The 24,359-nt window shown below is 58.6% G+C and carries 25 protein-coding genes and 1 pseudogene; 13 read left to right on the top strand and 13 right to left on the bottom strand.

The annotated features are described in order from the left end of the window. Both AKL25_RS24615 and AKL25_RS08955 read left to right on the top strand, forming a co-directional pair. Positions 1 to 109: pseudogene (locus tag AKL25_RS24615) on the top strand (succinyl-CoA--3-ketoacid-CoA transferase); the annotation flags it as partial. Between the two features lie 88 nt (positions 110 to 197). Next, positions 198 to 650 carry a MaoC family dehydratase gene (locus AKL25_RS08955; protein WP_050477284.1) on the top strand — a complete coding sequence of 151 codons (453 nt, stop codon included), beginning with the start codon at positions 198 to 200 and terminating at the stop codon, positions 648 to 650. Positions 651 to 667: 17 nt separating this feature from the next. Here the strand turns inward: AKL25_RS08955 and AKL25_RS08950 are convergent, their stop codons facing one another. The 9 genes from AKL25_RS08950 to AKL25_RS08910 all read right to left on the bottom strand — a co-directional run bounded on the left by AKL25_RS08950 (position 668) and on the right by AKL25_RS08910 (position 9,255). After that, on the bottom strand, positions 668 to 1,240 hold the full coding sequence (locus AKL25_RS08950) for a cupin domain-containing protein (RefSeq protein ID WP_240475688.1): 573 nt from the start codon (positions 1,238 to 1,240) through the stop codon (positions 668 to 670). Continuing rightward, positions 1,237 to 1,992: an NAD-dependent epimerase/dehydratase family protein gene (locus tag AKL25_RS08945; RefSeq protein ID WP_050477283.1), complete on the bottom strand. Its 756-nt coding sequence runs from the start codon at positions 1,990 to 1,992 to the stop codon at positions 1,237 to 1,239. The genes AKL25_RS08950 and AKL25_RS08945 overlap by 4 nt, the downstream gene beginning before the upstream one ends. A 200-nt stretch (positions 1,993 to 2,192) precedes the next feature. Then, positions 2,193 to 2,885, bottom strand: a complete 693-nt coding sequence (locus AKL25_RS08940; protein WP_050477282.1) for a glutathione binding-like protein — start codon at positions 2,883 to 2,885, stop codon at positions 2,193 to 2,195. Positions 2,886 to 3,035: 150 nt separating this feature from the next. Next, positions 3,036 to 4,238 carry a GNAT family N-acetyltransferase gene (locus tag AKL25_RS08935; protein WP_050477281.1) on the bottom strand — a complete coding sequence of 401 codons (1,203 nt, stop codon included), beginning with the start codon at positions 4,236 to 4,238 and terminating at the stop codon, positions 3,036 to 3,038. Positions 4,239 to 4,328: 90 nt separating this feature from the next. Further along, a complete protein-coding gene (locus tag AKL25_RS08930; RefSeq protein ID WP_050477280.1) occupies positions 4,329 to 5,045 on the bottom strand; it encodes an enoyl-CoA hydratase-related protein in 717 nt (238 codons plus the stop codon). 48 nt (positions 5,046 to 5,093) lie between these two features. Next, the gene (locus AKL25_RS08925; RefSeq protein ID WP_050477279.1) at positions 5,094 to 6,254 is read right to left on the bottom strand and encodes a pyridoxal phosphate-dependent aminotransferase; all 1,161 of its coding nucleotides are present in this window, start codon (positions 6,252 to 6,254) and stop codon (positions 5,094 to 5,096) included. Between the two features lie 126 nt (positions 6,255 to 6,380). Next, entirely contained in the window at positions 6,381 to 6,920 is a 540-nt protein-coding gene (locus AKL25_RS08920; RefSeq protein WP_083444621.1) for a PIN domain-containing protein, read from the bottom strand. Further along, positions 6,910 to 7,200, bottom strand: a complete 291-nt coding sequence (locus tag AKL25_RS08915; protein WP_050477278.1) for a hypothetical protein — start codon at positions 7,198 to 7,200, stop codon at positions 6,910 to 6,912. The genes AKL25_RS08920 and AKL25_RS08915 overlap by 11 nt, the downstream gene beginning before the upstream one ends. Positions 7,201 to 7,536: 336 nt before the next feature. After that, positions 7,537 to 9,255, bottom strand: coding sequence for a methyl-accepting chemotaxis protein (locus AKL25_RS08910; protein WP_050477277.1), 1,719 nt, complete (start codon positions 9,253 to 9,255; stop codon positions 7,537 to 7,539). Positions 9,256 to 9,591: 336 nt separating this feature from the next. Between AKL25_RS08910 and yaaA the strand changes: the two genes are divergently transcribed. Further along, positions 9,592 to 10,368 (top strand): peroxide stress protein YaaA, encoded by a 777-nt coding sequence (gene yaaA, locus AKL25_RS08905; RefSeq protein ID WP_050477276.1) that lies wholly within the window; start codon positions 9,592 to 9,594, stop codon positions 10,366 to 10,368. 53 nt (positions 10,369 to 10,421) lie between these two features. On the opposite strand, the gene AKL25_RS08900 is transcribed toward yaaA, so the two are convergent. Continuing rightward, positions 10,422 to 12,077, bottom strand: a complete 1,656-nt coding sequence (locus tag AKL25_RS08900) for a methyl-accepting chemotaxis protein (protein WP_050477275.1) — start codon at positions 12,075 to 12,077, stop codon at positions 10,422 to 10,424. Between the two features lie 329 nt (positions 12,078 to 12,406). Next, positions 12,407 to 13,210 carry an outer membrane protein assembly factor BamD gene (locus AKL25_RS08895; RefSeq protein ID WP_050477274.1) on the bottom strand — a complete coding sequence of 268 codons (804 nt, stop codon included), beginning with the start codon at positions 13,208 to 13,210 and terminating at the stop codon, positions 12,407 to 12,409. A gap of 63 nt (positions 13,211 to 13,273) precedes the next feature. Here AKL25_RS08895 and AKL25_RS08890 point away from each other — a divergent pair, with 63 nt between their 5' ends. Both AKL25_RS08890 and pgeF read left to right on the top strand, forming a co-directional pair. Next, positions 13,274 to 14,332, top strand: a complete 1,059-nt coding sequence (locus AKL25_RS08890; RefSeq protein WP_050477273.1) for an RluA family pseudouridine synthase — start codon at positions 13,274 to 13,276, stop codon at positions 14,330 to 14,332. A gap of 4 nt (positions 14,333 to 14,336) precedes the next feature. Beyond that, positions 14,337 to 15,086 (top strand): peptidoglycan editing factor PgeF, encoded by a 750-nt coding sequence (gene pgeF / locus AKL25_RS08885; protein ID WP_050477272.1) that lies wholly within the window; start codon positions 14,337 to 14,339, stop codon positions 15,084 to 15,086. Between the two features lie 10 nt (positions 15,087 to 15,096). Here the strand turns inward: pgeF and AKL25_RS08880 are convergent, their stop codons facing one another. Further along, complete coding sequence (locus AKL25_RS08880; RefSeq protein WP_050477271.1) at positions 15,097 to 15,990, bottom strand: LysR substrate-binding domain-containing protein; 894 nt, start codon at positions 15,988 to 15,990, stop codon at positions 15,097 to 15,099. Positions 15,991 to 16,120: 130 nt separating this feature from the next. Here AKL25_RS08880 and AKL25_RS08875 point away from each other — a divergent pair, with 130 nt between their 5' ends. Together AKL25_RS08875 and AKL25_RS08870 are read left to right on the top strand one after the other, a co-directional pair. Then, entirely contained in the window at positions 16,121 to 16,888 is a 768-nt protein-coding gene (locus tag AKL25_RS08875) for a sulfite exporter TauE/SafE family protein (protein WP_050477270.1), read from the top strand. A gap of 5 nt (positions 16,889 to 16,893) precedes the next feature. After that, the gene (locus AKL25_RS08870; protein ID WP_050477269.1) at positions 16,894 to 17,124 is read left to right on the top strand and encodes a hypothetical protein; all 231 of its coding nucleotides are present in this window, start codon (positions 16,894 to 16,896) and stop codon (positions 17,122 to 17,124) included. Between the two features lie 145 nt (positions 17,125 to 17,269). Here AKL25_RS08870 and AKL25_RS08865 read toward each other — a convergent pair whose 3' ends face one another. Further along, the gene (locus tag AKL25_RS08865) at positions 17,270 to 17,515 is read right to left on the bottom strand and encodes a hypothetical protein (protein ID WP_050477268.1); all 246 of its coding nucleotides are present in this window, start codon (positions 17,513 to 17,515) and stop codon (positions 17,270 to 17,272) included. 66 nt (positions 17,516 to 17,581) lie between these two features. Here AKL25_RS08865 and phaC point away from each other — a divergent pair, with 66 nt between their 5' ends. The 6 genes from phaC to AKL25_RS08835 all read left to right on the top strand — a co-directional run bounded on the left by phaC (position 17,582) and on the right by AKL25_RS08835 (position 24,069). Further along, complete coding sequence (gene phaC, locus AKL25_RS08860) at positions 17,582 to 19,327, top strand: class I poly(R)-hydroxyalkanoic acid synthase (RefSeq protein WP_050477267.1); 1,746 nt, start codon at positions 17,582 to 17,584, stop codon at positions 19,325 to 19,327. A 138-nt stretch (positions 19,328 to 19,465) separates the two neighbouring features. Further along, positions 19,466 to 20,206, top strand: a complete 741-nt coding sequence (locus AKL25_RS08855; RefSeq protein WP_050477266.1) for a 3-ketoacyl-ACP reductase — start codon at positions 19,466 to 19,468, stop codon at positions 20,204 to 20,206. A gap of 173 nt (positions 20,207 to 20,379) precedes the next feature. After that, on the top strand, positions 20,380 to 20,937 hold the full coding sequence (gene phaR / locus AKL25_RS08850; RefSeq protein ID WP_050477265.1) for a polyhydroxyalkanoate synthesis repressor PhaR: 558 nt from the start codon (positions 20,380 to 20,382) through the stop codon (positions 20,935 to 20,937). A 98-nt stretch (positions 20,938 to 21,035) separates the two neighbouring features. After that, positions 21,036 to 22,409: a 30S ribosomal protein S12 methylthiotransferase RimO gene (gene rimO / locus AKL25_RS08845; protein ID WP_050477264.1), complete on the top strand. Its 1,374-nt coding sequence runs from the start codon at positions 21,036 to 21,038 to the stop codon at positions 22,407 to 22,409. After that, on the top strand, positions 22,409 to 22,828 hold the full coding sequence (locus tag AKL25_RS08840; protein ID WP_050477263.1) for a hypothetical protein: 420 nt from the start codon (positions 22,409 to 22,411) through the stop codon (positions 22,826 to 22,828). Before rimO ends, AKL25_RS08840 begins: the two co-directional genes overlap by 1 nt. Before the next feature lie 68 nt (positions 22,829 to 22,896). Further along, complete coding sequence (locus AKL25_RS08835; protein WP_050477262.1) at positions 22,897 to 24,069, top strand: cystathionine beta-lyase; 1,173 nt, start codon at positions 22,897 to 22,899, stop codon at positions 24,067 to 24,069. Positions 24,070 to 24,359: the final 290 nt, after the last annotated feature.

Below are 24,359 nucleotides of genomic sequence, written 5' to 3'. Positions count from 1 at the left end.
GATTGATGTGACGCCGGCCGGCCTGAAGCTGATTGAACTGGCGACGGGCGTGACGAAAGAGGAAGTTATCGCCAATACCGAGGCTGCATTGGACGTGAGCGCGGTATAGATGTTGTAGTGAATAACGACAAGGGCGTCGGCTGATTATTCAGCCGACGCTTTTTTTATGATCTGTTCAACAAGAACCAAGGAAACCCATGCGCGAAATCGCAAATATCGAAGCCCTCAATGAACTGGTCGGCCAGGAAGTCGCCGTCAGCGACTGGATTGAAGTCACGCAGGAGCAGGTCAACCTGTTCGCCGACGCTACCGGCGATCATCAATGGATCCACGTCGACGTCGAGCGCAGCAAGCGCGAATTGCCGTTCGGCGGCACCGTGGCGCACGGCTTCCTGACGCTGGCGCTGCTGCCGAAAATCATGGGGCAGAGCATCTCCATGGGCGACGTCAAGATGCTGCTCAACTACGGCCTCAACCGCGTACGCTTTCCGTCGCCGCTGCCGGTCGGCAGTCAGGTGCGCGGTCGTATCACGTTGCAATCGGTCGAAGAGATCCCCGGCGGCGCCCAGGTGGTATGGGAAATCACCATGGAACGCGAAGACAGCGAGAAGCCGGTGTGCGTGGCTGAATTCATCGTGCGCCGTTACTGATCGGACGTCGATTCATCTCATTGCGCCGCTGCCGGCGATGCCGGTTCCGGGATCACCAGCGGCCCGCAATCGGCGTCGGCGACAAAGATCGCCAGCAACTGCGCGGGTTTGACCGGATCCGGATTTTCGGCAAGCACGTGCAGGGCGTGCGGCGCCTCCATCCAGGTTTCGCCTTGCCGGTAGTTGACCACCGGGCCGCCTTCCATTTGCGAGCGCACGGTGCCCTGCAAGACGATCGCTGTGACCGATCCGGGATGGCGGTGGGGCGCTGAATACGCCAGCGGCGGAAAGTCCACCGTCATCGTCGTGATGGATTTACCGGGGACGTTGGGCAAGGGTTCGCAAGAGATCACCTTGACCGAGGTTGCCGGCCGCGCGGTGGCCGAGGACGGTAGCGATGATGTCGCCATCGGCGCAGAGCTGGAGAAGGGTAAATCCGCCGTGTCGCTAGTGCTGCAAATATCGGCGATCCACTGCGCGGCAGCGTGCGGCGCAGATGACTGCGCCAGCAGAAAGCCGCCCGCGAGGCTCAGTAAGAGCCAGCGATAACCAAGGCCGCGCGCTGACAAAGCCGGCACGGACAGATTCACGATTTGCCACCATTTTTGGTAGTTTGCTGCGAACGGAACGCCGGATCCCAGGCAAGTTGCTTGCGCGCTTTGGCGCTGCTGACTTCCGCATTGTCTTCGGCGATATTGAATATGCCGACGGCTTCTTTTTGCAGCGCGAGCAGGGCGGCTTGCGCTGCTGCATCCACATGCACCGGGCTGACGCCTTTGGCTTCCGCGTTCCAGGTGCCGGGGCCGTACAGCTGGCCGTAACGCAGCACCGTCCCCGCCAGGCCTGGCGTTTGCAGTACTTGCGTCTCCAATGCGACGACGCCGTCTATGCTGACGCGACGCGCACCTTCGGCGTTAGTATCCAGCGCACTTTCTTCCACATAGGGTTGCCTGCCATTGGCATAGGCCCAGGCGATGCTTTGCGCGATCATGCGCGTGGCGCCTGCCGCGAGGGCTGCGGCAATCAGGTTGCGTGTACCCGCGCTGCGTATGCGCGCATTGCGCAGTCCGGCCTCGGCCATGGCTTGCGGATCAAGTTGCTGGGGAAGATCGGTGAGCTGATGGATCACCGCAGTCGGCGCAATCCGCATCAACTCAGCGGCAAGTGCTTTCGCATCGAAGACATCGACCACGACCGGGATTGCGCCCAGCGATTTCAGTTTTTCCGCGCGCGCCTGCTGGCGCGTGCTGCCGTACACCACGTAACCTGCATCCACCAATAGCGGAACCAGCACCGTACCGATGGCGCCTGTCGCGCCGGCCAGAAATATTTTCTCGCTCATCATGTTTCCTCGTCATTGGAGCGTTCAGTCTAAGGCGATGTTTGGCTCTGAAAAAGAGCCAAAAACGCGTTAAATGACTAGGCCATGATTTCGGATGGCGAGGTGCGTGCGCGAAGCGGAGGAGGCGGAAGAGCGGGGGCGGACAGCGCAACCGGCTGTCCGCCAAAGTGCTTCTTAATGTGAAGGCTAATGTGCAGGTATCAGCGCTTCTGGTATTGCGTATTGCCGAACAGGATGTCTTTCGCTTTGTCGTCGGTCAGCGCCTTGCGCTTGTCGGCCAGCACGGTGACGCCGCGTTGCACGGCAGGGCGTGCGTTGATGGCGTCGAACCAGCGTTGCACATGCGGGAAGTCGCTCAGTTCTATGCCCTGGTTTTTCCAGGAGCGCGTCCATGGGAAGCAGGCGATGTCGGCAATGGTGTATTCGTCGCCGGCGAGGTAAGCGGTCTTCGACAATTGCTTGTCCAGCACGCCATACAAACGCCTGGCTTCATTGGTGTAGCGGTTGACGGCGTATTCGATTTTTTCCGGCGCATAGATGCGGAAGTGATGAGCCTGGCCGAGCATCGGGCCGAGGCCGCCCATCTGGAACATCACCCATTGCAGGATATTGAATTTTTCGCGGTCGGTGGTACCGAGAAACTTGCCGGTTTTGCCGGCTATATAGATCAGGATCGCGCCCGATTCGAACATGGAAATCGGCTTGCCGTCGGGACCGTCGGTATCCACGATGGCAGGGATCTTGTTGTTCGGAGAAATCTTCAGAAACTCATCGGTGAACTGGTCGCCGGCGCCGATGTCGATGGCGTGCGCGCGATAGTCCAGGCCGCATTCTTCCAGCATGATGTGGACCTTGTGGCCGTTCGGCGTGGCCCAGCTGTAAACGTCAATCATGGTCTTCCTTTGTGTGTCGTATAAGTGTTCGGGCGGCTGCATGAAAACGGCATCTGTCCGAGTGTTCAAATGTGCCGGGCTAGTGTAGCCGAAGGGATAAAAACGCGCAGAGAGGAGGCTGTTTTTGACAAGCGGATTTGGGGGCGGCTTTTATTTTTTACGCGAAATGCGATGCATGAAGGGATAGCTGCGCAGATGCGTGTAAGCCTTGAACAGAAAGTCCGAGCGCAGGCGCGGGGAAATCTGGACGGCGTTGTGCTGTATCGCCTCCAGCGGCTGCCAGCGCAGTTTGGACTGGTCTTTGCCGGTCGACAGATTGACGCACTCAAGCTCATGGGCGATGGCCCATTGCATGATGTGGATCAGCAGCGTGGTCATGACGCTGTATTTGCCCCAGGCGGTGTCGTAGCCTGAATAGTAGAGATAGAGCTGGCGCTTGCTGAGGAAGCCGATCCGGCTGGCCACAACGGCGCCGTTCACGCTGAGTTGAAAGATGCGCAGCTGCCCTTGCGCCGACGCCGCACCGGCGTAGGCAGTCAAAAACTGGCGGCTCTTGCGGTCGCGGAAGACATTGGGGTGGAAAACGCCTTCCGGACTCATGGCGCGTAGCTTGTGCAGGCGCAAGAATGTCATCAGCGCAGGCGCGACGTCGGCGGTGTGCTCAATTACAGAAAATGCATGCTGATGGCCGTCGCGCCTGAGCGAGTTGAAACATTTGCGGATCGCTTCTTTCATGTTGCGCGACAGGCCGTGCTTGAGATCTTCCCAGCTTGGCGGCAGCGGCAAGTAGCACATGACGCGCGCTTTCGGCTGCGGTACGCCGGGTGCGGAAAGAAGCTCGGCCTGCGCCGGCGACAGGCCTTGCCACTCGATCCAGTCCCAGAGTTGTTTGTGGTCCCGGAGGTAATCCTGCAGCACGGCAATGGCGGCATCCGCGTGATCGGGATGGCAGATCATGCCGCGGATTTCGGTGATGTTGGGATCGGCGCCGAAGAACTGCAGCACGCTGACGCCGCAAAGTTCGACACCGGGACGCATGCTGACGATCATCGGTGCGACGGCGACCAGCTTGCCTCGGCGGTCGCGCAGCACGAACACATGCAACCGATCGCGAATCAGCATGCGCGCGGCGCGCAGATGTTGCCACCAGAGGATGTTCCATGACGCCGTCGTGAAGGGAACCTGAAAGGGCAGCGTGCCGCTCAGCGCATCCCATTCCGACGCCAGTGCTGCCAGATCGTGCGCGTGGCGGACGATGTTCAGACGTAGCGCCCCGGCGACAGGCGCGCCGACGTGATCCGTTGCCTCGGCGTCAGGCTCCCGGTCATTGTCTTGCGCATTCTTCTGACTCATTGTGGACCAAGCCGCCATCGTGAAAGAAGGTGGAGACGAATATCGAAGTCGACCCTTGCTGCGCTGATGCAGGCCGGATCCGGGACGGAATTAAGCCGTTCCGGGGCGTTTTGTGAGCAAACGGTGTCTTTCTGATGAGAAAGATTCGCTTAGTGTAGTACTGGATGCATTGCCGAGCAATGTCTTGAATTGTTCAAATGCGGCCGGGAAGGACGCCAGCGATGCCGACAGTTGTTCGGCCCAAGCCAGCGCCTTGTCCAGTGCCGAGCCGTCCGCACTCAGTTTGTTGACCAGCCCGGCAGCGTGCAGACGCGTCGCAGTGAGTTGTTTGGCGTCGAGCAGGATTTCCGCCGTCCATTGCTGCGGCAGACGCTGTGGCAGGAACCAGCCTGCACCGCCGACGGCCCAGGTGCCGATCTGTGCGGGCGAGACGCCAAAGCTGGCGTTCTGGCCGGCCACGATCAGATCGCAGGCCAGCGCCAGCGAAAAACCGGCATCGATGGCAAGGCCTTCGACCGCAGCGATGATCGGCTTGGGAAAGCTGCGCATGGTTTCGATCAGGTTTTGCAGGTTTTCCAGGATGACCATTTGCGTCTCCAGATCCTTGCCGGCTTCGACGCCGCTGCAAAAGCACTGGTCGGCGCCGGTCAGCACCAGCGCGCTGACGGAGTCGTCGCGCTCGGCTTTGGAGAGCGTCTCGATGGCGGCGGCGAGGACGCTGCTGTCGAAGGCGTTCTGCTGGCCCGGGTTGGCAAATGTGAGAACCAGTATGGCGTCGTGGCGGCTTGCTTTGAGTTCGGCGGTCATGGAGTCGCGCTTTTCTTTGTTTTCGTTATTGTGTATGCAGACGGCAACTTACAGCTTCGCCAGCCGGTCCAGCGCCAGGCGCAGGGTTTCGTCTTTCTTGGCGAAGCAGAAGCGCACGATGCCGGATTCTTTCGGCGTGTTGTAGAAGGCCGAGACGGGGATGGCGGCAACGCCGATTTCCGTGGTCAGCCATTTGGAGAATTCCGCTTCCGGCAAATCCGAAATCGCGCCGTATTCCACGCACTGGAAGTAGGTGCCTTCCGACGGCAGCAGCTTGAAGCGCGTGTTTTTCAGCCCCTCGCGGAACAGGTCGCGCTTGTGCTGATAAAAAGCCGGCAGCTCGACGTACGGCGCCGGGTTCTTCATGTATTCGGTCAGGCCGTATTGCACCGGCGTGTTGACGGTGAAGACGTTGAATTGATGCACCTTGCGGAATTCCGCGGTCATGGCGGCAGGCGCGGCGACGAAGCCGACCTTCCAGCCGGTGACGTGATAAGTCTTGCCGAAGCTGGAGTTGATGAAGGTGCGCGGCGCCAGCTCAGGATGGCGGCACAGCGATTCATGGCTCTGGCCGTCGTAGACCATGTGTTCGTACACTTCGTCGGACAGGATCAGGATGCCGGTGTTGCGTACGATGTCGGCCAGCGCATCGATGTCGGCTTTCCTGAGGATGGAGCCGGTCGGATTGTGCGGCGTGTTGACCATGATCAGGCGCGTCTTGCTGGTGACCGCAGCGGCGACCTTGTCCCACGGCACGCTGTAGCCTTCGCTGCTGACCGTCATCTGGACGAAGACGGGAATGCCGCCGGCCAGTTCGATCGCCGGTACATAGCAGTCGTAGGCCGGTTCGATCACGATCACTTCGTCGCCGGCGTGGACCGCGCACAGGATCGAGGTCAGGATGCCTTGGGTGGCGCCGGCAGTGACGGTGATTTCGCTGAGCGGATCATAGCTGTGGCCGTGCAGTGCCTGGATCTTCTTTGCAATCGCTTCGCGCAATACCGGCACGCCGGCCATCGGCGGATACTGGTTCAGGCCGGTCTTCATGGCATGCGTGACGGCATCGACCAGCGCCGGGTCGCAATCGAAGTCGGGGAAGCCCTGGCCGAGATTGACCGCGCCTTTTTCACTGGCGAGCGCCGACATGACGGTGAAGATGGTGGTGCCGACATTGGGCAGTTTGGAAACGATATTGACGGGCTGGCTCATTGCGGAAATCTGTGAAATAGGTAGGCGAATAAGGTGACAAACAGACAAAGATGGCATTTTAGCCGGATTTGGGGCGCTGTTCCGACTTGGTGCATGGCTACCGGCGATGTCGTTCCGATATCCCGGTTATGACGATGCCGGTTGCGCCGCAGCGGCTGCAAGGGATGCGTGCCAGGTTTGCGGCGTCATGATGGCGAACATGTTCTTGCGGGCGGTTTTTTTCGCCAGCTTTAACAAGGCCTTGTCTTTGGTGATGAGCACTTCGGCCTCGGCCTGCAGCGACAGCTCCAGGAATTTCTGATCGTCGGGGTCGGTGCAGATCGGCAGGCCGAAGGTATTGACGGCTGCGTTCGGCAGGCAGGCTATCAGGCGATCGAACTCGGCGCGGATGCCGGGCTTGTCGTCTTCCGTGAGCGGCAGGTGGGGGTAGTTGAGCACCACCAGCCATTCCATGCGGCAGTCCTCGCGCGTGAGAGCCTGGACTTCTCCGCTTTCCATGGCTTGCAGCAAGCCGGCCCAGCGGGGATCGCGAAAGACGAACAGATCCAGGCAGACATTGGTGTCGAGGACGATGCGGCGCGTTGTGTCGACGCCGTTGCCGGCAGGACGCTCAAGCGCGGACGGGCCGCCGGAAGAGGTGTTGATTGTTTCTGTACTAATTGTCAAAACCGCGCGCTTTCGTAGTATCTGCCGGATTTGCCGGGGCGTTGAGGTCGTTGCCGGCGTCGAGGACGTCGTAGCCCTGATCGCTGACGCGCCAGAATTGATGGATGTCGACCGCCACCAGGCCGCGATCATGCAGCAGGCGCAGATGGTGCAGGATCAGCTCCGGCGGGGTGTTCTGGGTGGCGAGATTGCTCTGGATCTTTTCGACGTCGCCGTAAGACGTGCCGAATGAGGACAGCGTTTTAAGGATGTCCGCCATCAATGATTTGTCGCGTTTCATATCTCCTCCTGTGTGGTCGGGGTGTGCAGGAATGGTGCGTCAATTCGCTTCGCTGTTTGTTATCGTTTTCACATTGCCCGCACCTTGCGGACGAGCATTGTCGTGACGAAACGAGCGATGCGCAATGGCGTTCTTCCTTACGCTTTGTCTGCGCGCTTCCTGCATTGTTCCATAGGCAGATACTAATCTATGTCTGCAGCATTTGCTTAACTGGAAACCTCATTTTGCTTATCGGCCATTTATCGATGAATCTTCAGTCGCGAATTGATCGCAGGCAAAAAAAGACCGCATCGGATGGCATGCGGTCTGGTGTCTGCCGATAAAGAAACACGCGTGTCAGAACTGCTCCCAGGAGCCGCCGTCATCGGCAGCGGGTTGTTTGATCTGGCGCGGTGTCTGCGACTCGGGCGCGCGGACGGCAAGCCTGGCCGGTTGTGCGGCTTTGACCGCCGGCGCCGCCGGTTTTCCGGCTGCCGGCTTGACGACAGGCGCCGCCCTGACGTGCGCGCTGTCGAGCTTGAAGACGCTGACGACTTCGGCCAGTTTCGAGGCCTGATCCTGCAGCGATTGTGCGGCAGCCGCCGCTTCTTCCACCAGCGCGGCATTTTGCTGCGTCACTTCATCCATTTGCGTAATCGCCTGATTGACTTCGCCGATGCCGGTGCTTTGCTCCTGGCTGGCGGCGCTGATTTCGGCGACGATGTCGGTCACGCGTTTGACGCTGCTGACGACTTCGTGCATGGTCGAGCCGGCCTGCGCGACCAGCTTGCTGCCGGTGTCGACTTTTTCCACCGAGTCGTCGATCAGCGCCTTGATTTCCTTGGCGGCGCTGGCGGAGCGTTGCGCCAGGCTGCGCACTTCCGACGCCACCACGGCAAAGCCGCGTCCCTGTTCGCCGGCGCGGGCCGCTTCCACGGCTGCATTGAGCGCCAGGATATTGGTCTGGAAGGCGATGCCGTCGATCACGCTGATGATGTCGACGATTTTCTTGGACGAATCGTTGATCGAACCCATGGTGTTGACCACTTGTTCCACCACGCTGCCGCCCTGGATGGCGACTTCGGATGCCGACACCGCCAGTTGGTTGGCCTGGCGTGCGTTGTCCGCGTTTTGCTTGACGGTGGAGGTGAGTTCTTCCATCGAGGAGGCGGTTTCTTCCAGCGAACTGGCTTGCTGTTCGGTGCGGCTGGACAGGTCGAGATTGCCGACGGCGATTTCGTTGGACGCAGTGGCGATGGTATCGGTGCCCTGGCGGACCTGGCTGACGATTTTGAACAGGCTGTCGTTCATGGCTTTGAGCGAGGTCATCAGCTGGCCGGTTTCATCCTTGCTGGAGGGATGAATGTCAGCGGTAAGGTCGCCGTCGGCAACGCGCTGGGCGACATCGACAGCCTCGCGCAACGGATTGGACACGATGCGCGCGACCCAGACCGCCATCAGCATACCGATGACGATGCAGCCCGCCAGCATGCCGACAATGAGAATGCGCGAAGAACGATAGGTTTTTTCCGCCGCTTCATCTGCGCCCTTGGCGCCTTCCTGATTGACGGCGACGAGCTTGTCGGCATTGGCGAACATGGCCAGATAGATCGGCGTGGCTTCCTTCACGATAACGTCGCGGGCTTCGTCGTTCTTGTTGGCGCGGGAGAGCTCAAGGATTTTCTTTTGCAGGGCGAGGAAGGCATCGAGATTCTTGACGAACTGAGGGAAGACCGCTTTTTCGACGTCGGTGTCGACCAGCTTTTCATAGTCGGCGAGTTTCTTTTTGATGGCGGGGACCATGTCGTCGAGCAGTTTTTCATTGCTGACGAAATCTTCTTCCTTGGTCGACAGCACGTGCTGCAATTGCACCGTGCGGATGCGCACCAGCAGCACTTTCAATTCCAGGGAAGTCGTGACGCTGGGCATCCAGTTGGTGGCGATATCGGTCGAGGCCTGATTGACCTTGCCCAGCTGGACGATGGAAAAAATGCCGAGCGTCGTGGTCAGGGCCAGAACGATAATGAACGAGATCAACAGCTTTTTGGAAATTCGCAAATCGTAGAACCACTTCATAGAGCCTCCCTGTCAGTGAATGTAGCGGCTTGCTTTGATGGAGCAATGCAATTCCTGTTGCTTTTGTTGTGCGGCAAATATGAGGAGCGGGAGGGGGCGTTGCTGGTTTTGCTTGCTTGGATTGTCGGCCCCATACCGCGTACGACTGTGAACGACTATTCTAAGAATAAGTTTAGGAGGCGGGAGAATTAGTTTTGGCTTTGGTGAATTAGCAACACTCGTCTATTGCCGCCGGGCAGGTCCCTGGACAGTGCAACATCCGGGCCTGTTTCGCCGCCGTCGAGACGGGGCGCAGCGGTTTCGGTATCATTACGAAAAATTCAAACGGATCCATTCATGCTCATCGTTTTATCGCCCGCCAAATCCCTCGATTACGACACCCCGCCAACGACTGATCTGCATACCAAGCCTGATTTCATCGCGCGCTCGGCCGAGCTGATTGATGTCCTGAGAGAAAAGTCACCGGCGCAAATCTCCACCCTGATGGGGATTTCCGACCAGTTGGCGGCCCTGAACGTCGAGCGCTATGCCTCCTGGTCGCGCAAATTCACGACCAAGAACAGCAAGCAGGCGGTGCTGGCTTTCAACGGCGATGTGTATGAAGGCCTCAACGCCGCTTCGCTTTCTGCGAAGCAACTCGATTACGTGCAAACGCATGTGCGCATCTTGTCGGGCCTGTACGGCGCCTTGCGTCCGTTGGACCTGATGCAGCCGTATCGCCTGGAAATGGGCACCAGGCTGCCGAACCCGCATGGCAAGGACTTGTATGCCTTCTGGGGCGAAGACGTCACCAGGGCGCTGAACGTCGAACTGGCGCAGCATAAATCCAAGGTGCTGGTGAATCTGGCGTCGGAAGAGTATTTCAAGGTGGTCAAGCCCAAGGTGCTCGACGCCAAGGTGATTTCGCCCGTGTTTGAAGACTGGAAGGGCGGCAAGTACAAGATCATTTCTTTCTATGCCAAACGTGCGCGCGGCCTGATGGCGCGATACGCGGCGCTCAAAGGCGTCAATCAGGCGGAAAAGCTGAAGAACTTTGACCTGGATGGCTATGCTTTCGATGAAGCGGTGTCGAGCGAAACATCGTGGGTGTTCCGCCGGCGTATTGGGGACTGAGCGGGCTTCGCCAATGTAAAACGCGCCGGCCGGCGCGTTTTTTTTTGCCACGATCAGAATTGATCCCAGTGACTCGGATCGCCGGCCGGAATTTGCAGTTGCCGTGACGGCTGATCCACGCCAATTTCTTTCACGGCGCTGCGGTTTCCCATGACCGCCAGATTGTCGAGCTTGAATACGCCCACCACTTGCGCCAGTCTTGCGGCCTGGTCTTGCAGGGATTGCGCCGCGGCGGAGGCTTCTTCCACCAGCGCGGCATTTTGCTGCGTGGCTTCATCCATCTGTCCTATGCTTTGATTGACTTGCGCAATGCGATCGCTTTGCGTTTTGCTGGCATTGGCGATACCGCTGACGATGTCGGTCACGCGTTTGACGCTGTGGACGATATCCTGCATGGTCGAGCCGGCTTGCGCCACCAACTTGCTGCCGGCGTCGACTTTGGTGACCGAGTCATTGATCAGCGATTTGATGTCTTTGGCGGCGCTGGCTGAACGTTGCGCCAGGTTGCGCACTTCTGTCGCCACCACGGCAAAGCCTCGCCCTTGCTCGCCGGCCCGCGCCGCCTCTACTGCTGCATTGAGCGCCAGGATGTTGGTCTGAAAGGCGATGCCGTCGATGACGCTGATGATGTCGGCGATCTTTTTTGAGGAGGCGTTGATCGATTCCATGGTGTCCACCACTTGTTCGACTACGCTGCCGCCCTGGGCCGCGACATCCGAGGCCGAGACCGCTAATCGGTTTGCCTGGATGGCGTTGTCCGCATTTTGTTTGACGGTGTCGGTCAGGTCTTTCATGGAGGCGGCCGTGGCCTGCAAGGTCGACACTTGTTCCTCCGTGCGGGTTGAGAGATCGCTATTGCCGGTGGCGATCTGGCCCGATGCGGTGGCGATGGTGTCGGTGCCGTTGCGCACCTGGCTGACGATCTTGAGCAGGCTGTCGTTCATGGTCTTGAGCGAGGCCATCAACTGGCCGGTTTCATCTTTGCTGGCGGGGCATATATCCATGGTCAGGTCGCCGCCGGCGACGCGTTGGGCAATGTGGACGGCTTGCCGCAATGGCCGCACCACCAGGCGCGACATCCAGAGCGCCAGCAGCAGCCCAAGCACGATGCTGCAGCCCAGCAAGCCGATGATCATGATGCGGGAAGAGCGGAAGATGTCGCGCGCGCTTGCATCGGCGACGATGCTGCCGTTCTGATTGATGGCAACCAGCCGATCGGCGTCGGCCAGCATGCGGAAATACAGGGGATTGAATTCATGCATCTGGACCGCGTAGGCGTCTGCGCTTTTGCCGGTGCGGGAAATGGCAAGCATCTTCTTTTGTAGCGGAAGGAGCGCATCGAATTCCTGCGTCAGTTTTGCCGCGGTTTCCTGTTCTTCGCTGGTGCCCGCCAGAGGAGCAAAATCAAGCAATTCTTGCCGGAAGGACTGGTTCTGTATGTTGAGTTCCTGCTCGTTCCGGAGCAAGCCGCTTTCATCGGTCGCAAGGATGTGTTGGAGCTGGATGGCGCGCATGCGCGACAGTGTGGTCTGGAGTTTCTGTGCGACCTTGATGCTGGGCAGCCAGTTGGTGGCGATTTCGGAGGAGGCGCGATTGAGTTTCGCCAATTGGTAGACCGACAGAGCGCCTAGTGTCGTGGTGAGTCCGAGGACCAGCACGAAGGACGCCAGCAATTTTTGGGAAATCTGTAAGTCGTAAAACCATCTCATCTCGCTCTCCTGTAGGGCATAGTTAGGCACCGCGCATGCAGCGGGTGTCGTTTTTCAGGAGATCGGCGAGCTAAATCGGGTGACGCCTGGTCTTGTGCGTATTGCCAGGCATTTGGTATTGATTTCCCATTCTATGGCGAGGTAAGTTCGTCAACCAGATGGTTTGCCGAAATAACAACATGGTTGCTTGAAATAATGGCGATAGCAGCAAGCAAATGCAGTGTGCTGCGCTGCGATCCGGTCAGTTCCGGCAATGCCGGATCCGAGTGGGCATGAACAAAGCCCCGCAATGCGGGGCTTTGTGAGTGTGCTTTCAGATTGGTGCCGATTTACCAGATCTTCCACCAAGGCTTGGCTTTGACGTCCTTCGGACCGCCGGTGTAGTACGGGCTGTTCGGGTAGGTCGCCTGGATGACGCGTTCGGTGTCGTCGCGCAATTGCTTCTGGCCCATCGCTTCGTAGGAGCGCATCATGATGAACAGCGCTTCTTCGACGGCCGGCGCGTCAGGGTAATCCTTGATCGCGGCCTGGGAGCGATTGACGGCAGATACGTAGGCGCCGCGGCGATAGTAATACTTGGCGACGTGGACGTCGTATTGCGCCATGGCATTGACCAGGTATTTCATGCGCGCCATCGCGTCAGGGGTGTAGGTGCTGTCAGGGAAACGTTCAGCCAGCAGCTTGAACGAATCGAAGGCATCGCGCACGGCCTTGGGGTCGCGCTCGGTGTTGTCCTGATCGGTGAAGGTGTCGAAAATGCTGGTGCGATCATTGAAGTTGATCAGGCCGCGCAGGTAATACATGTAGTCGACGTTGGGGTGATTCGGATGCAGCTTGATGAAGCGGTCAACCGCTGCCAGACCCTGCGGCTGATCGTTCAGGCGGTAGTAAGCGTAGGCGATATCCATCTGCGCCTGCTGTGCATAAGTGCCGAAGGGATAGCGCGATTCGAGTTTCTCGAAGTACTTGATTGACTTCTCGTAACCGCCGGCGGTCAGTTCATCCTTGGCTTCCGAGTATAATTTGGACGCGGACCACCCAACCGTCTCGTCTTTTTGTTCAGGCAGCAAGCCGCATGCGGACAAAGACAGGACGAATGCGACGGTAAGCAACTTCAATAAGATTTTTTGCATGACGTATGAGCAGTTTGAGCGGGTGCAAAGAAACAAGAAATTTCAATCCACTGATTATAGCTGATGTCACGTACCACTCCCCCTAAGGTTGCAAAAGCTTTTGCAGCCGAACCTATCGAAACAGACGCGGGAGATGACGCGCTCGACGAAATCGTCGACGAGGTTGCAGAAGGCAACGAACCGATTACCCTCAGGCTGACCGACGACGACTGCGGCAGCAGACTCGACAAGGTGGTCTCCACACTTGTGCCTCAATATTCGCGCAGCCGCATCCAGCAATGGATTGAGGCTGGTTTCGTGACCGTGGACGGCAATCCCGCCCGCACCAAAATGACGGTGCTGGGCGACGAAGTCGTGGTCATTACGCCCCAGGCTGCGCCGGAGGATACCGCCTTCCAGCCGGAGCCCATGGACCTGGACATCGTGCACGAAGACAAGGCCATACTGGTGGTCAACAAGCCGGCCGGACTGGTGGTTCATCCCGCTGCAGGTAACTGGTCGGGCACGCTTCTTAACGGTTTATTACATCATTTCCCGGCCTTGGGCGGGGTGCCGCGCGCCGGCATCGTGCATCGGCTGGACAAAGACACCAGCGGTCTGATGGTGGTCGCCAAGACGCTGGCGGCGCAGACCGATCTGGTGCGCCAGTTGCAGGCGCGTACGGTCAAGCGCCGTTATCTGGCGCTGGTGTGGGGGACGCCGCAGTTGTCGGGCACCATCGACGGCGCCATGGCCCGCCATCCGCGCGATCGCATCAAGATGGCCGTGTCGGAAAGCATGAGCGCCAAACCGGCCATTACCCACTATCAGCGCGTTGCCGTGGGTGCACTGGATGGCCGCGCGGTCAGCCTGGTGCATTGCCAATTGGAAACAGGCCGGACGCATCAGATCCGCGTGCATATGCAGTCGCTGGGTTTTGCGCTGGTCGGCGATGCGCTGTACGGCAAGACCCATCTGATGCCGTTTTTCCCGCGCCAGGCGCTGCAGGCGTGGCGACTCGGGCTGGTGCATCCGGTCAGCGGCAAGGCATGCCAGTGGGAAGTCGCGTTGCCGGAAGATTTCACCGAGCTGCTCGGTCGCGCCGGCATTGCTGTCGACGTCCTCAAGACACTGGACGAGTGATTTCATGGAACTGCTGATTCCGGACTGGCGCGATCGGCCAGACAATGTCGGCGCCCTGACGACCTTGCGCCAGGGCGGCGCAAGTCTGGGGCCGTATGGCGACGGGCAGGGCGGCGGCGGGCTGAATCTGGGTGTGCACGTGCAGGATGCGCCTGAACACGTTGCCCATAATCGTCGTCTGCTGCGCAGCATTTTGCCGTCGGAGCCGGCCTGGCTCACGCAGGTGCATGGCGTCAACGTTGCCGATGCCGCGGATGTGCAAGGCGCGCCGGAGGCGGATGCCTGTATTGCGACACAAGCTGGCGTCGTGTGCGCCATGATGACGGCCGACTGTCTGCCGGTTCTTTTTTGCGATGCGGCGGGCAAGGTGGTGGGGTCGGCCCATGCCGGCTGGCGCGGTCTGGCGTCGGGCGTGCTGGAGCGCACCGTGAACGCCATGCGCGGGCGAGGTGCAGGCGAAATCCTTGCCTGGCTTGGTCCGGCCATCGGTCCGGAGAAGTTTGAAGTGGGGCAGGATGTGCTCGACGCCTTTGTCTCGCATGATGCGGCAAGCCGTAGCGCCTTTGCTGCGATCGCCGGTCGGGAAGGGAAATTCCTTGCCGATATTTATCAGCTTGCTCGTTTGCGGCTGGGGCAAGTCGGCGTCACACGTGTTTCCGGCGGCGGATTTTGCACCGTCAGCGATACGCGTTTTTATTCCTATCGCCGCGACAAGGTGACGGGGCGCATGGCTTCGCTGATCTGGCTTCGATAGCCGTTCAGGTTCAAGCCTGCTGCTGCAATTGTTCCAGCAGTTGCCGGGTGTGACCCGGCAATTCCGGTTCGCTTCTGACGCAAATCAATAATTGCCGTTTTGCCCAGGCATCGCTCAGCGGGATGCACTTGATCGCCATCGTCTTCTGGCAGCGCAATGCCGCCGTGGCGGGAAGAATGCCGATCCCAACCTCACGCTCCACCATACGGCAGATGCCGTCGAAGCTGCGTAGCCGCACACGGTATTGCAGTCGCTTGCCGGCGCGGATCGCATGCCCCGAAAGGTGCTCCTGCAAAGCGCTGCCGCCGCTCAGGCCGATAAAATTCTCCTCGACGATGTCTGCAAACGCCAGTTGCTTGCGGCGTGCGAGCGGATGTTTGCGCGGCATCACCGCCATCAGGTGATCTTCGCGAAACGGCAGGGTGTGCAAATGTCCGGTATCGACGGAATCGGCAACGATGCCGATGTCGGCGATGCCGTCAATGATCGCCTGTACGATTTCGTGGCTGGGCCGTTCTTCCAGATCGATGTCGATGTAAGGATTGTGCGCCAGGAAAGCGCCCAGCGCGTCGGGCAGAAATTCGGTGATGGATGCGGTGTTGCCCAGCAGGCGGATATGGCCTTTGAGGCCGTGCGCGTACTCGCTGAGTTCGTCGCGCATCCGGTCCATTTGCTGCAGCACTGCGCGCGCATGGTGCAGCAAGGCGCGGCCGGCATCGGTCAGATGCACGCCGCGCCGTTCGCGCGTCAGGAGCGCGACGCCGAGCGCATCTTCCATGCCGCGGATACGCGCGCTCGCTGAGGCCAGCGCCAGATGAGATCGCTCGGCGCCGGCGGTGATGCTGCCGGTTTCGGCGATATGCAGGAAGAGGCGCAGATCGTTCAGGTCGAGGCGAGTGCTCATCGGGTTTGTTATCCGGGTAAATGGGGATGACGCATCAGCCTCAGGCATAGCCGAAGGCTGGCTCAGTGTATTCCAGATTTTCTACCGTGACGATAGCTGGCAGACTTGCCTCATCTTGAGTGGAGGAACGATGCAAACAACGCTGTCTTTTGATGCTGCGCATGTGGCGCTGCTGTCTGCTGTGGCTGCCATTTTTTTGCTGGCGGGTTTTGTCAAAGGCGTCGTCGGTCTCGGCCTGCCGACCGTTGCCGTCGGTCTGCTGGGACTGTTCATGCCGCCGCTGCAGGCGGCGGCGTTGCTGATCGTGCCGTCGCTGGTCACCAACGTCTGGCAGTTGCTGGCGGGAGGGCGCTTCGTCTGGCTGCTGCGCCGGCTTTGGCTGATGCTGATCGGTATCGTTGCCGGGACCTTGCTGGGGGCGCGCTGGATGAGCGGCGACGACAGCGGGCAGGCAACCGCAGCCTTGGGCGCTGCCTTGATTGTGTATGCCGTATTGGGACTGGCGGCAGTCAAATTCTCGGTGTCGGCCAGGACGGAAAAATGGCTGTCTCCCGTCATCGGTCTGGCAACCGGATTGGTGACCGCGGCGACGGCGGTCTTCGTTATCCCGGCGGTGCCGTATCTGCAGGCGCTGAACCTGGAGAAGGACGAACTGATCCAGGCGCTCGGCTTGTCGTTCACTATATCCACCATCGCCATGGCCGCCGGTCTGGCGCAGGGCGGGGCGCTGCAGATGACGGGCGCGGCGGTATCGCTGATGGCGTTGATCCCGGCCCTGGGCGGCATGTTCATCGGCCAGTGGCTGAGAGGGAAGATTTCGGCCGTGCTGTTTCGCCGCTGCTTTTTCATCGGCTTGCTGCTGCTGGGTCTGCATCTGACGTCTCATCTCTGGCGGTGAACGCGATGCCGCAATCGCTGCAGGGCGACTTGCAATTCGATGTCGAACAGCGGAGCGATGGAATGCGGATTTACGCCAGATACGGCAGCGAAGTCGTGGCCGGACTTGCTGCCGAATTTCTTGGAAACTACTTGGCCATTTCAGTTGTATATGTCGCGCCGTCCTGGCGCGGCACGGCCGTCAGCGAGGCGCTGCAGGTCCAGTTTTTTCACTGTCTTGATGCGCTCGCCGAGTAGCAACGTGCATTGTCCGGCTCTGTGGAGTGAGCGCTTGAGCAAGCGCATCGGCAGACATCAGACAGAAATTTCGAAACTCTTCTATTGGCGGTTTCTCGCCGCCATGCAATTCTCGCAAGCCTTCAGGCCTGATTCCATTTGCGATTCAGGACTCGCTTTTGTTCGCGGTCTCCACCTCGCCGACCGGCCCTGATCCTGCGTCTTGCGCGGCTTTCAATTTTTCCTTCATTTGACGATTCCGCTTGCGTTGCGGTGTACCCATCAGGTATAAAACAATTGTCAAAGGAAATACGCCGTACAGGAAAAACGTCATGATTCCAGCAATGGCGGACTGTTCGGTAATCGACATCATGAAGACGACATATAACCAAGCGATTGCGACGATGTACATTGTGGTTTCTGGCTTTTCAGACTGAGCGACAAACCGTAACAATACGCGAAAATTGTAGAAGCGAGCATGAATAAGCATAACGCGCAGAATGTCCCTCCCGTCTTTTCAGCGTGGCTAAATCAGTTGTCTGATCCCAAGATGTGGCAATCGTGGCCGATGCTGGCAATACCCGCAATGCCGGCGGGGCAGCTCGATGTGCAGTCGATACAGGCCAAGTTGAGCGATCTCGGCGCCACGCTCGATCCCGCCGACCTCCTTCGCTTGCAGCAGGATTATGCCGATCAGTTTGCCGGTCTGTGGCAGACGGTCATGAGCTCCAAAGTACCTTCCATCTCCGACCGGCGCATGTCTGCTCCGGCGTGGCAATCGAATCCCTTCTTCGCGTTTCAGGCCGCCGCTTACCAGCTCAATGCGCGCTTTCTGACGTCGCTGGTCGATGCGGTGCAGTCGACGGACAAGGTCAAGCAGAAATTGCGTTTTGCAGTGCAGCAAATGATCGATGCGCTGTCGCCGGCAAACTTCCTGGCAACCAATCCGGAAGCGCAGCAAAAGATCATCGACACCAAGGGTGAAAGCCTGACGCGCGGTATTGCGCAATTGTTTGCCGATTTGCAGAAAGGCCGCGTATCCCAGACCGATGAAACCGCTTTCGAAGTCGGCAAGGACGTGGCGACGACCGAAGGTTCGGTGGTGTTTGAGAATGCGCTGTTCCAGCTCATCCAATACAAACCGCTGACCAAAACGGTGCATGCGCGTCCCTTGCTGATCGTGCCGCCTTGCATCAACAAGTTTTACATCCTCGACCTGCAGCCGCAAAATTCGCTGGTGCGTTACGCGGTGGAGCAGGGCAATACCGTCTTCCTCGTTTCGTGGCGCAATGCAGATGCTTCGCTGGAAACCACCACCTGGGACCAGTACGTCGACGACGCCGTGGTGCGTGCGATTCATGTGGCGCAGGAAATCTCCGGCCAGGAACAGATCAATGCGCTGGGCTTTTGCGTCGGCGGCACCATTCTCTCCTGCGCGCTGGCAGTGCTTGCCGCGCGGGGCGAAGAGCCGGTCGCGAGCCTGACCTTGCTGACGGCCTTCCTCAATTTCCTGGATACCGGCGCGATCGACGTCTATATCGACGACGTCCAGATCCAGATGCGCGAGCAAATGATCGGGACGAGCGGCCTGATGTCCGGACGCGATTTCGCGACGGCGTTTTCCAGCCTGCGTCCTAACGACTTGCTGTGGAATTACGTCGAGTCGAATTACCTCAAGGGCGAGGCGCCGCAAGCCTTCGACCTGCTGTACTGGAACGCCGACAGCACCAATTTGCCGGGACCGATGTTCTGCTACTACCTGCGCCACATGTATCTTGAGAACGCGCTCAAGGATCCGGGCAAGCTGACTATCGCCGGCGAGAAAATCGACCTCTACAAGCTCAACGTGCCGTCGTTCATTTACGCCTCGCGCGAAGATCACATCGTGCCATGGGCATCGGCCTATGCATCGACGGCGATCCTGAATTCCAAAAAGCCGGCCAATAACCGTTTCGTGCTGGGCGCTTCCGGCCACATTGCCGGCGTGATCAATCCGCCGTCGAAGAACAAGCGCAGCTATTGGACCAACGACAAAATCGGCGCCGATCCCGAGGCTTGGTTCGCCGGCGCCAAAGAACATCCCGGCAGTTGGTGGACGGAGTGGTCGGCCTTCCTCGCCAAGCATGCGGGCAAACAAATTGCTGCACCGAAAAATGCAGGCAATGCAAAGTACAAAGTGATTGAACCGGCTCCAGGGAGGTACGTCAAAGTCAGATCCGAATAAAAAGCCCTGAAAGTTCAGCAATAACGAAGATGCGGTTTCATAAAGACGACTGCATGAGCGAAGCAAGCGAAAACGCGAAATAGCAGATTGTCGTCATCTTCTGAAGTTATCCACCCGACACAAATTAGGAGGCAGGACATGGTTAAGCGAATCGCATATGTGACAGGCGGCATGGGAGGTATCGGTACCCCAATTTGTGCGCGTCTTTGCAAAGACGGTTATACAGTGGTGGCCGGTTGCGGTCCCAACTCGACCCGCAAGGAAAAATGGCTGGCCTCCATGCGCGAGCAAGGTTTTGACATTCACGCATCCGAAGGCAACGTCGCCGACTGGGAATCGACCAAGGCGGCGTTTGAGAAGGTCCGCGCCGAAATCGGCGAGATCGACATCCTGGTCAACAACGCCGGCATTACACGTGACGGCCAGTTCCGCAAGATGACCAAGTCCGACTGGGACGCCGTCATCGACACCAACCTGAACTCGCTCTTCAACGTGACCAAACAGGTCATCGAAGGCATGGTCGATCGCGGTTGGGGACGCATCATCAACATCTCGTCCGTCAACGGCCAGAAAGGCCAGTTCGGGCAAACCAACTATTCCACGGCCAAGGCCGGCATCCATGGCTTCACCATGGCGCTGGCGCAGGAAGTCGCCACCAAGGGAGTGACGGTCAACACCGTGTCGCCTGGCTATGTCGGTACCGATATGGTGCGCGCCATCCGTCCTGAAGTCCTGGAGAAAATCGTGGCGGGGATTCCGGTCAAGCGCCTGGCCGAGCCGGAAGAAATCGCCTCGATCGTGGCCTGGATTGCGTCGCAGGAAGGTGGCTATGCCACCGGTTCCGACTTTTCGCTGAACGGCGGTTTGCATATGGGTTAAGTTGTCCGGACGGCGGATGCTTCAATTCGCCGTTCTTTTTGGGACAGGTTTAAGGGAAACTGCGTACTTGTATGTGTTCGCAGTTTCCCGCCTATAATGCGGTACACCGGCGGGTCGACATCAACACAATAATACGATCCCGCTTAATAGCTGAAAACAGACTGGAATTTCAGATGACAAGTGCAAAAAACTCTGCAGAGCGTTTAATTAAAAAATATCCTAATCGCCGCCTGTACGATACACAAACAAGTTCTTACATTACCTTGACCGACGTGAAGCAACTGGTCCTCGACAACGAGGAGTTCGCTGTCGTCGACGCCAAGAACGGTGACGATCTGACGCGCAGCATTTTGCTGCAGATCATCCTGGAAGAGGAGTCGCATGGCGCGCCCATGTTCTCCAGTGCGGCGCTGTCGCAAATCATTCGTTACTACGGCCATGCCATGCAAGGCATGATGGGGTCGTACCTGGAGAAAAACATCCAGGCGTTTATCGACATTCAGAACAAGCTGGCGGAAAACTCCAAAGGTTTCTACGAAGGCAAGCCCTTCAGCCCTGAAATGTGGACCCAGTTCATGAATGTGCAGGGCCCGATGATGCAAGGCATGATGAGCAACTACATCGAGCAGAGCAAGAGCCTGTTCATCCAGATGCAGGAACAGATGCAAAGCCAGACCAAGAATATGTTTGGCACATTCCCCTTCGTTCCAGCCGATCCAGGCAAGAAGTAGACATTCTGTCAAGGCGGACGGGCCGTTTTACGGTCGGTCTGCCTATCCAAGGGTACAATAGCGACTTCGTCTGAATCTCGCTTTTACGCCCGTCTATCATGTCCAATGTTTCTTCCGTCGTACCCCCGGTTGCCCCCAAGGTCGGCTTCGTTTCGCTCGGTTGTCCCAAAGCCCTGGTGGACTCCGAACAAATCCTGACGCAATTGCGCGCCGAAGGCTACGATACCGCCAAGTCCTATGACGGCGCGGATCTGGTCATCGTCAATACCTGCGGCTTCATCGATGCCGCGGTGCAGGAGTCGCTCGACGCCATCGGCGAAGCACTGAGCGAAAACGGCAGAGTCATCGTGACCGGTTGCCTGGGCGCCAAGAAAGACGGCGATGGCGACGATCTGATCCAGAAGATTCATCCCAAAGTGCTCGAAGTTACCGGCCCGCACGCCGTCGGTGAAGTCATGCAGGCGGTGCACAAGCATCTGCCCAAGCCGCATGCGCCGTTCCTCGACCTGGTGCCGGCCCAGGGCGTCAAGCTGACGCCCAAGCATTTTGCATATCTCAAGATTTCCGAAGGCTGCAATCATCGCTGCAGCTTCTGCATCATCCCGTCCATGCGCGGCGACCTGGTGTCGCGTCCGATTGCCGACGTGATGCTGGAAGCTGAAAACCTGTTCAAGGCCGGCGTCAGGGAATTGCTGGTCATTTCGCAAGACACCAGCGCTTACGGCGTGGATGTGAAATTCCGCATGGGTTTCTGGAACGGCAAGCCGGTCAAGACACACATGACGCAACTGGTGGAAGCGCTCGGCGAACTGGCGCGCCAGTACGGCGCATGGGTCCGCCTGCACTACGTTTATCCCTATCCGCACGTTGACCAGATCATCCCGTTCATGGCCCAGGGCCATGTGTTGCCGTATCTGGATGTGCCGCTGCAGCACGCGCATCCCGATGTGCTCAAGCGCATGAAGCGCCCGGCCAGCGGCGAAAAGAATATCGAGCGCATCCAGGCCTGGCGCAAGATGTGCCCGGACCTGACGATCCGCTCGACCTTCATCGCCGGTTTTCCAGGCGAGACGGAAGCAGAATTCGAATACCTGCTCGACTTCCTGAAAGAAGCGGAAATCGATCGACTGGGCTGCTTTGCCTATTCGCCGGTGGAAGGCGCAACCGCCAATCTGCTCGACAATCCGGTTCCGGAAGAAGTGCGTGAAGAGCGCCGCGCGCGCGTCATGCAATTGCAGGAAGAGATTTCCAAGAAGCGTTTGCAAGCCAAGGTCGGTAAAACTTTGCGCGTGCTGATCGATGAAGTCGACCGCAATGGCGGCGTTGGCCGCTCCTACGCCGACGCGCCGGAAATCGACGGCGTCGTCTATGTCAAACCGCCTTTCGAACCGCACAAAAAACTCGTGGTCGGCGAATTTGTCGACGTCGTGGTGACGGCTGCCGATGCGCACGATTTGTGGGCTGCTGCGTAATGAAGCTGGGCGTGCTGAAGTTATTGCTGCCGCTGGTCTTGCTAAGTTCCGCCGCACTGTCCGCTGCACAACAGCCGGGCGCGGCCGTGGCTGTGGTGCCAGGAAGTCTGCAGGATATCGTCCGCAAGCCGCTTGTGCTGCGCGGCACTTTGGGTGACGACAAGATTCAGCTCAGCCTGCGGCCCAAGGTGGACGAGGACGGGCTGGAAGGTCAGTACTTCATTTTTGGGCAGGGATCGCAAATCCTGCTGGCCGGCGAAGTCGATCAGAACGATTTGATGATGGAAGAATCGCATAACGGCAAAGACGTTTCGGGCCAATGGGAAGGCAGTTTCAAGAACGGCGTGTTGAGCGGAACCTGGTCAACGCTGGACGGTTCGGTCACCAAACCGTTTTCCCTGAAGGCCGGCGTGCAATAAATTTTGTACGATCGCGGTGCGATCTCAAGAAATCAAAAAGCGGTCAAAAAACAATCCAAGGCAAATTCGTGGCAGACAAACTCTCTCCGCAGACGGCGCTGGTGCACAGCGCTTACGTTCCTCCCGATAATTTTGGTGCGCTGCCGGTCGGTATTCACCATGCGTCGACCGTGCTTTTCCCGAATGTGGCCGCAATGCGCGCGCGCAACTGGAAAGAGAAGAGCGGCTACACCTACGGACTGCACGGCACGCCGACGACGTTCACGCTGGAAGCGCGCCTGGCGGAGATCGAAGGAGGTCGCCATTGCCGGGTTGCTCCGAGCGGTCTCGCGGCAATTTCTCTGGTCAATTTTGCCCTCCTTAAGACAGGCGACGACGTCCTGCTGCCGGACAACGTCTACGGTCCGAACAAGGACCAGGCTCAGTGGCTGGAGCGCGACTTCGGCATTACGGCACGGTTCTACGATCCGCTCATCGGCGCCGGTATTGGCGATCTGATTCAGGACAATACCCGCCTGATCTGGACGGAAGCGCCCGGGTCGGTGTCGATGGAGGTTTCCGACGTACCGGCAATCTGCAAGGCGGCGCACGCGAAGGGCGTGCCGGTGGCGCTGGACAACACCTGGTCGGCCGGCCTTGCTTTCCCGGCCTTTGAGCACGGCGTCGATATCGTGATGCAGGCACTGACCAAATACCAGTCGGGCGGCTCGGACGTGCTTATGGGCGCTGTCATCACGAATGACGATGACATCAATCACAAGATCGAGCTGGCGCACATGCGGCTTGGTTTCGGCGTCGGCATGGACGACGTCTATATGGTGTTGCGCAGCCTGTCTTCCATGCGGCTGCGGTTCGACGCGCATGATGCTGCTGCGCGCCGGGTTGCCGCCTGGCTCAAGCAGCGTCCCGAAATCAGCAAGGTGCTGCACCCGGCCTTGCCGGATTGCCCGGGGCACGCTATCTGGCAACGCGATTTTTCGGGCGCCGGCGGTTTGTTTTCGGTGACGTTCGATCCGCGTTTCAGCGAAGCGCAGATCGATCGCTTCGTTGACGGCCTGCGCTTGTTCAAGATCGGCTTCAGCTGGGGCGGTGCACACAGTCTGTGCGTGCCATACCGCATGCAGACCATGCGTAAAACCTGGACGGAGCAGGGCGGATTGGTCCGCTTCAATATCGGTCTGGAAACAGTGGAAGACCTGATTGCCGATATCGAGCAAAGCCTGAAGGCGATGGCGACCTGATTGCCGCTCCGGTATGTTGGCCGGCCGGAAATTCGCTGGTTACCATGCTTTACAAAAACAAGCCAAGCTTAAGCAAGGCGTAATAAATTGTAAAAAATAAGGTATTCTTGGCGGACTTCTTGTTACAAGACTGTTACATGGGATCTTTTCTCTGGTTTTGTAGTCGCTTGTGGACAACAAAGTAGGAAAACATGCCGATTTTTAATTGCGAAAAATATTAGTATAAATTCAATTTTTACTCTAATTTCTTTGCGGAAATTTTTTAAATCGGTGCAATGCCCATTGTCTCA

The organism is Herbaspirillum rhizosphaerae, from assembly GCF_001189965.1.
Classification (GTDB): domain Bacteria; phylum Pseudomonadota; class Gammaproteobacteria; order Burkholderiales; family Burkholderiaceae_D; genus Herbaspirillum; species Herbaspirillum rhizosphaerae.
Note: the sequence above shows the minus strand (reverse complement) of the source record. Positions and strands in the feature narration are given on the sequence as shown.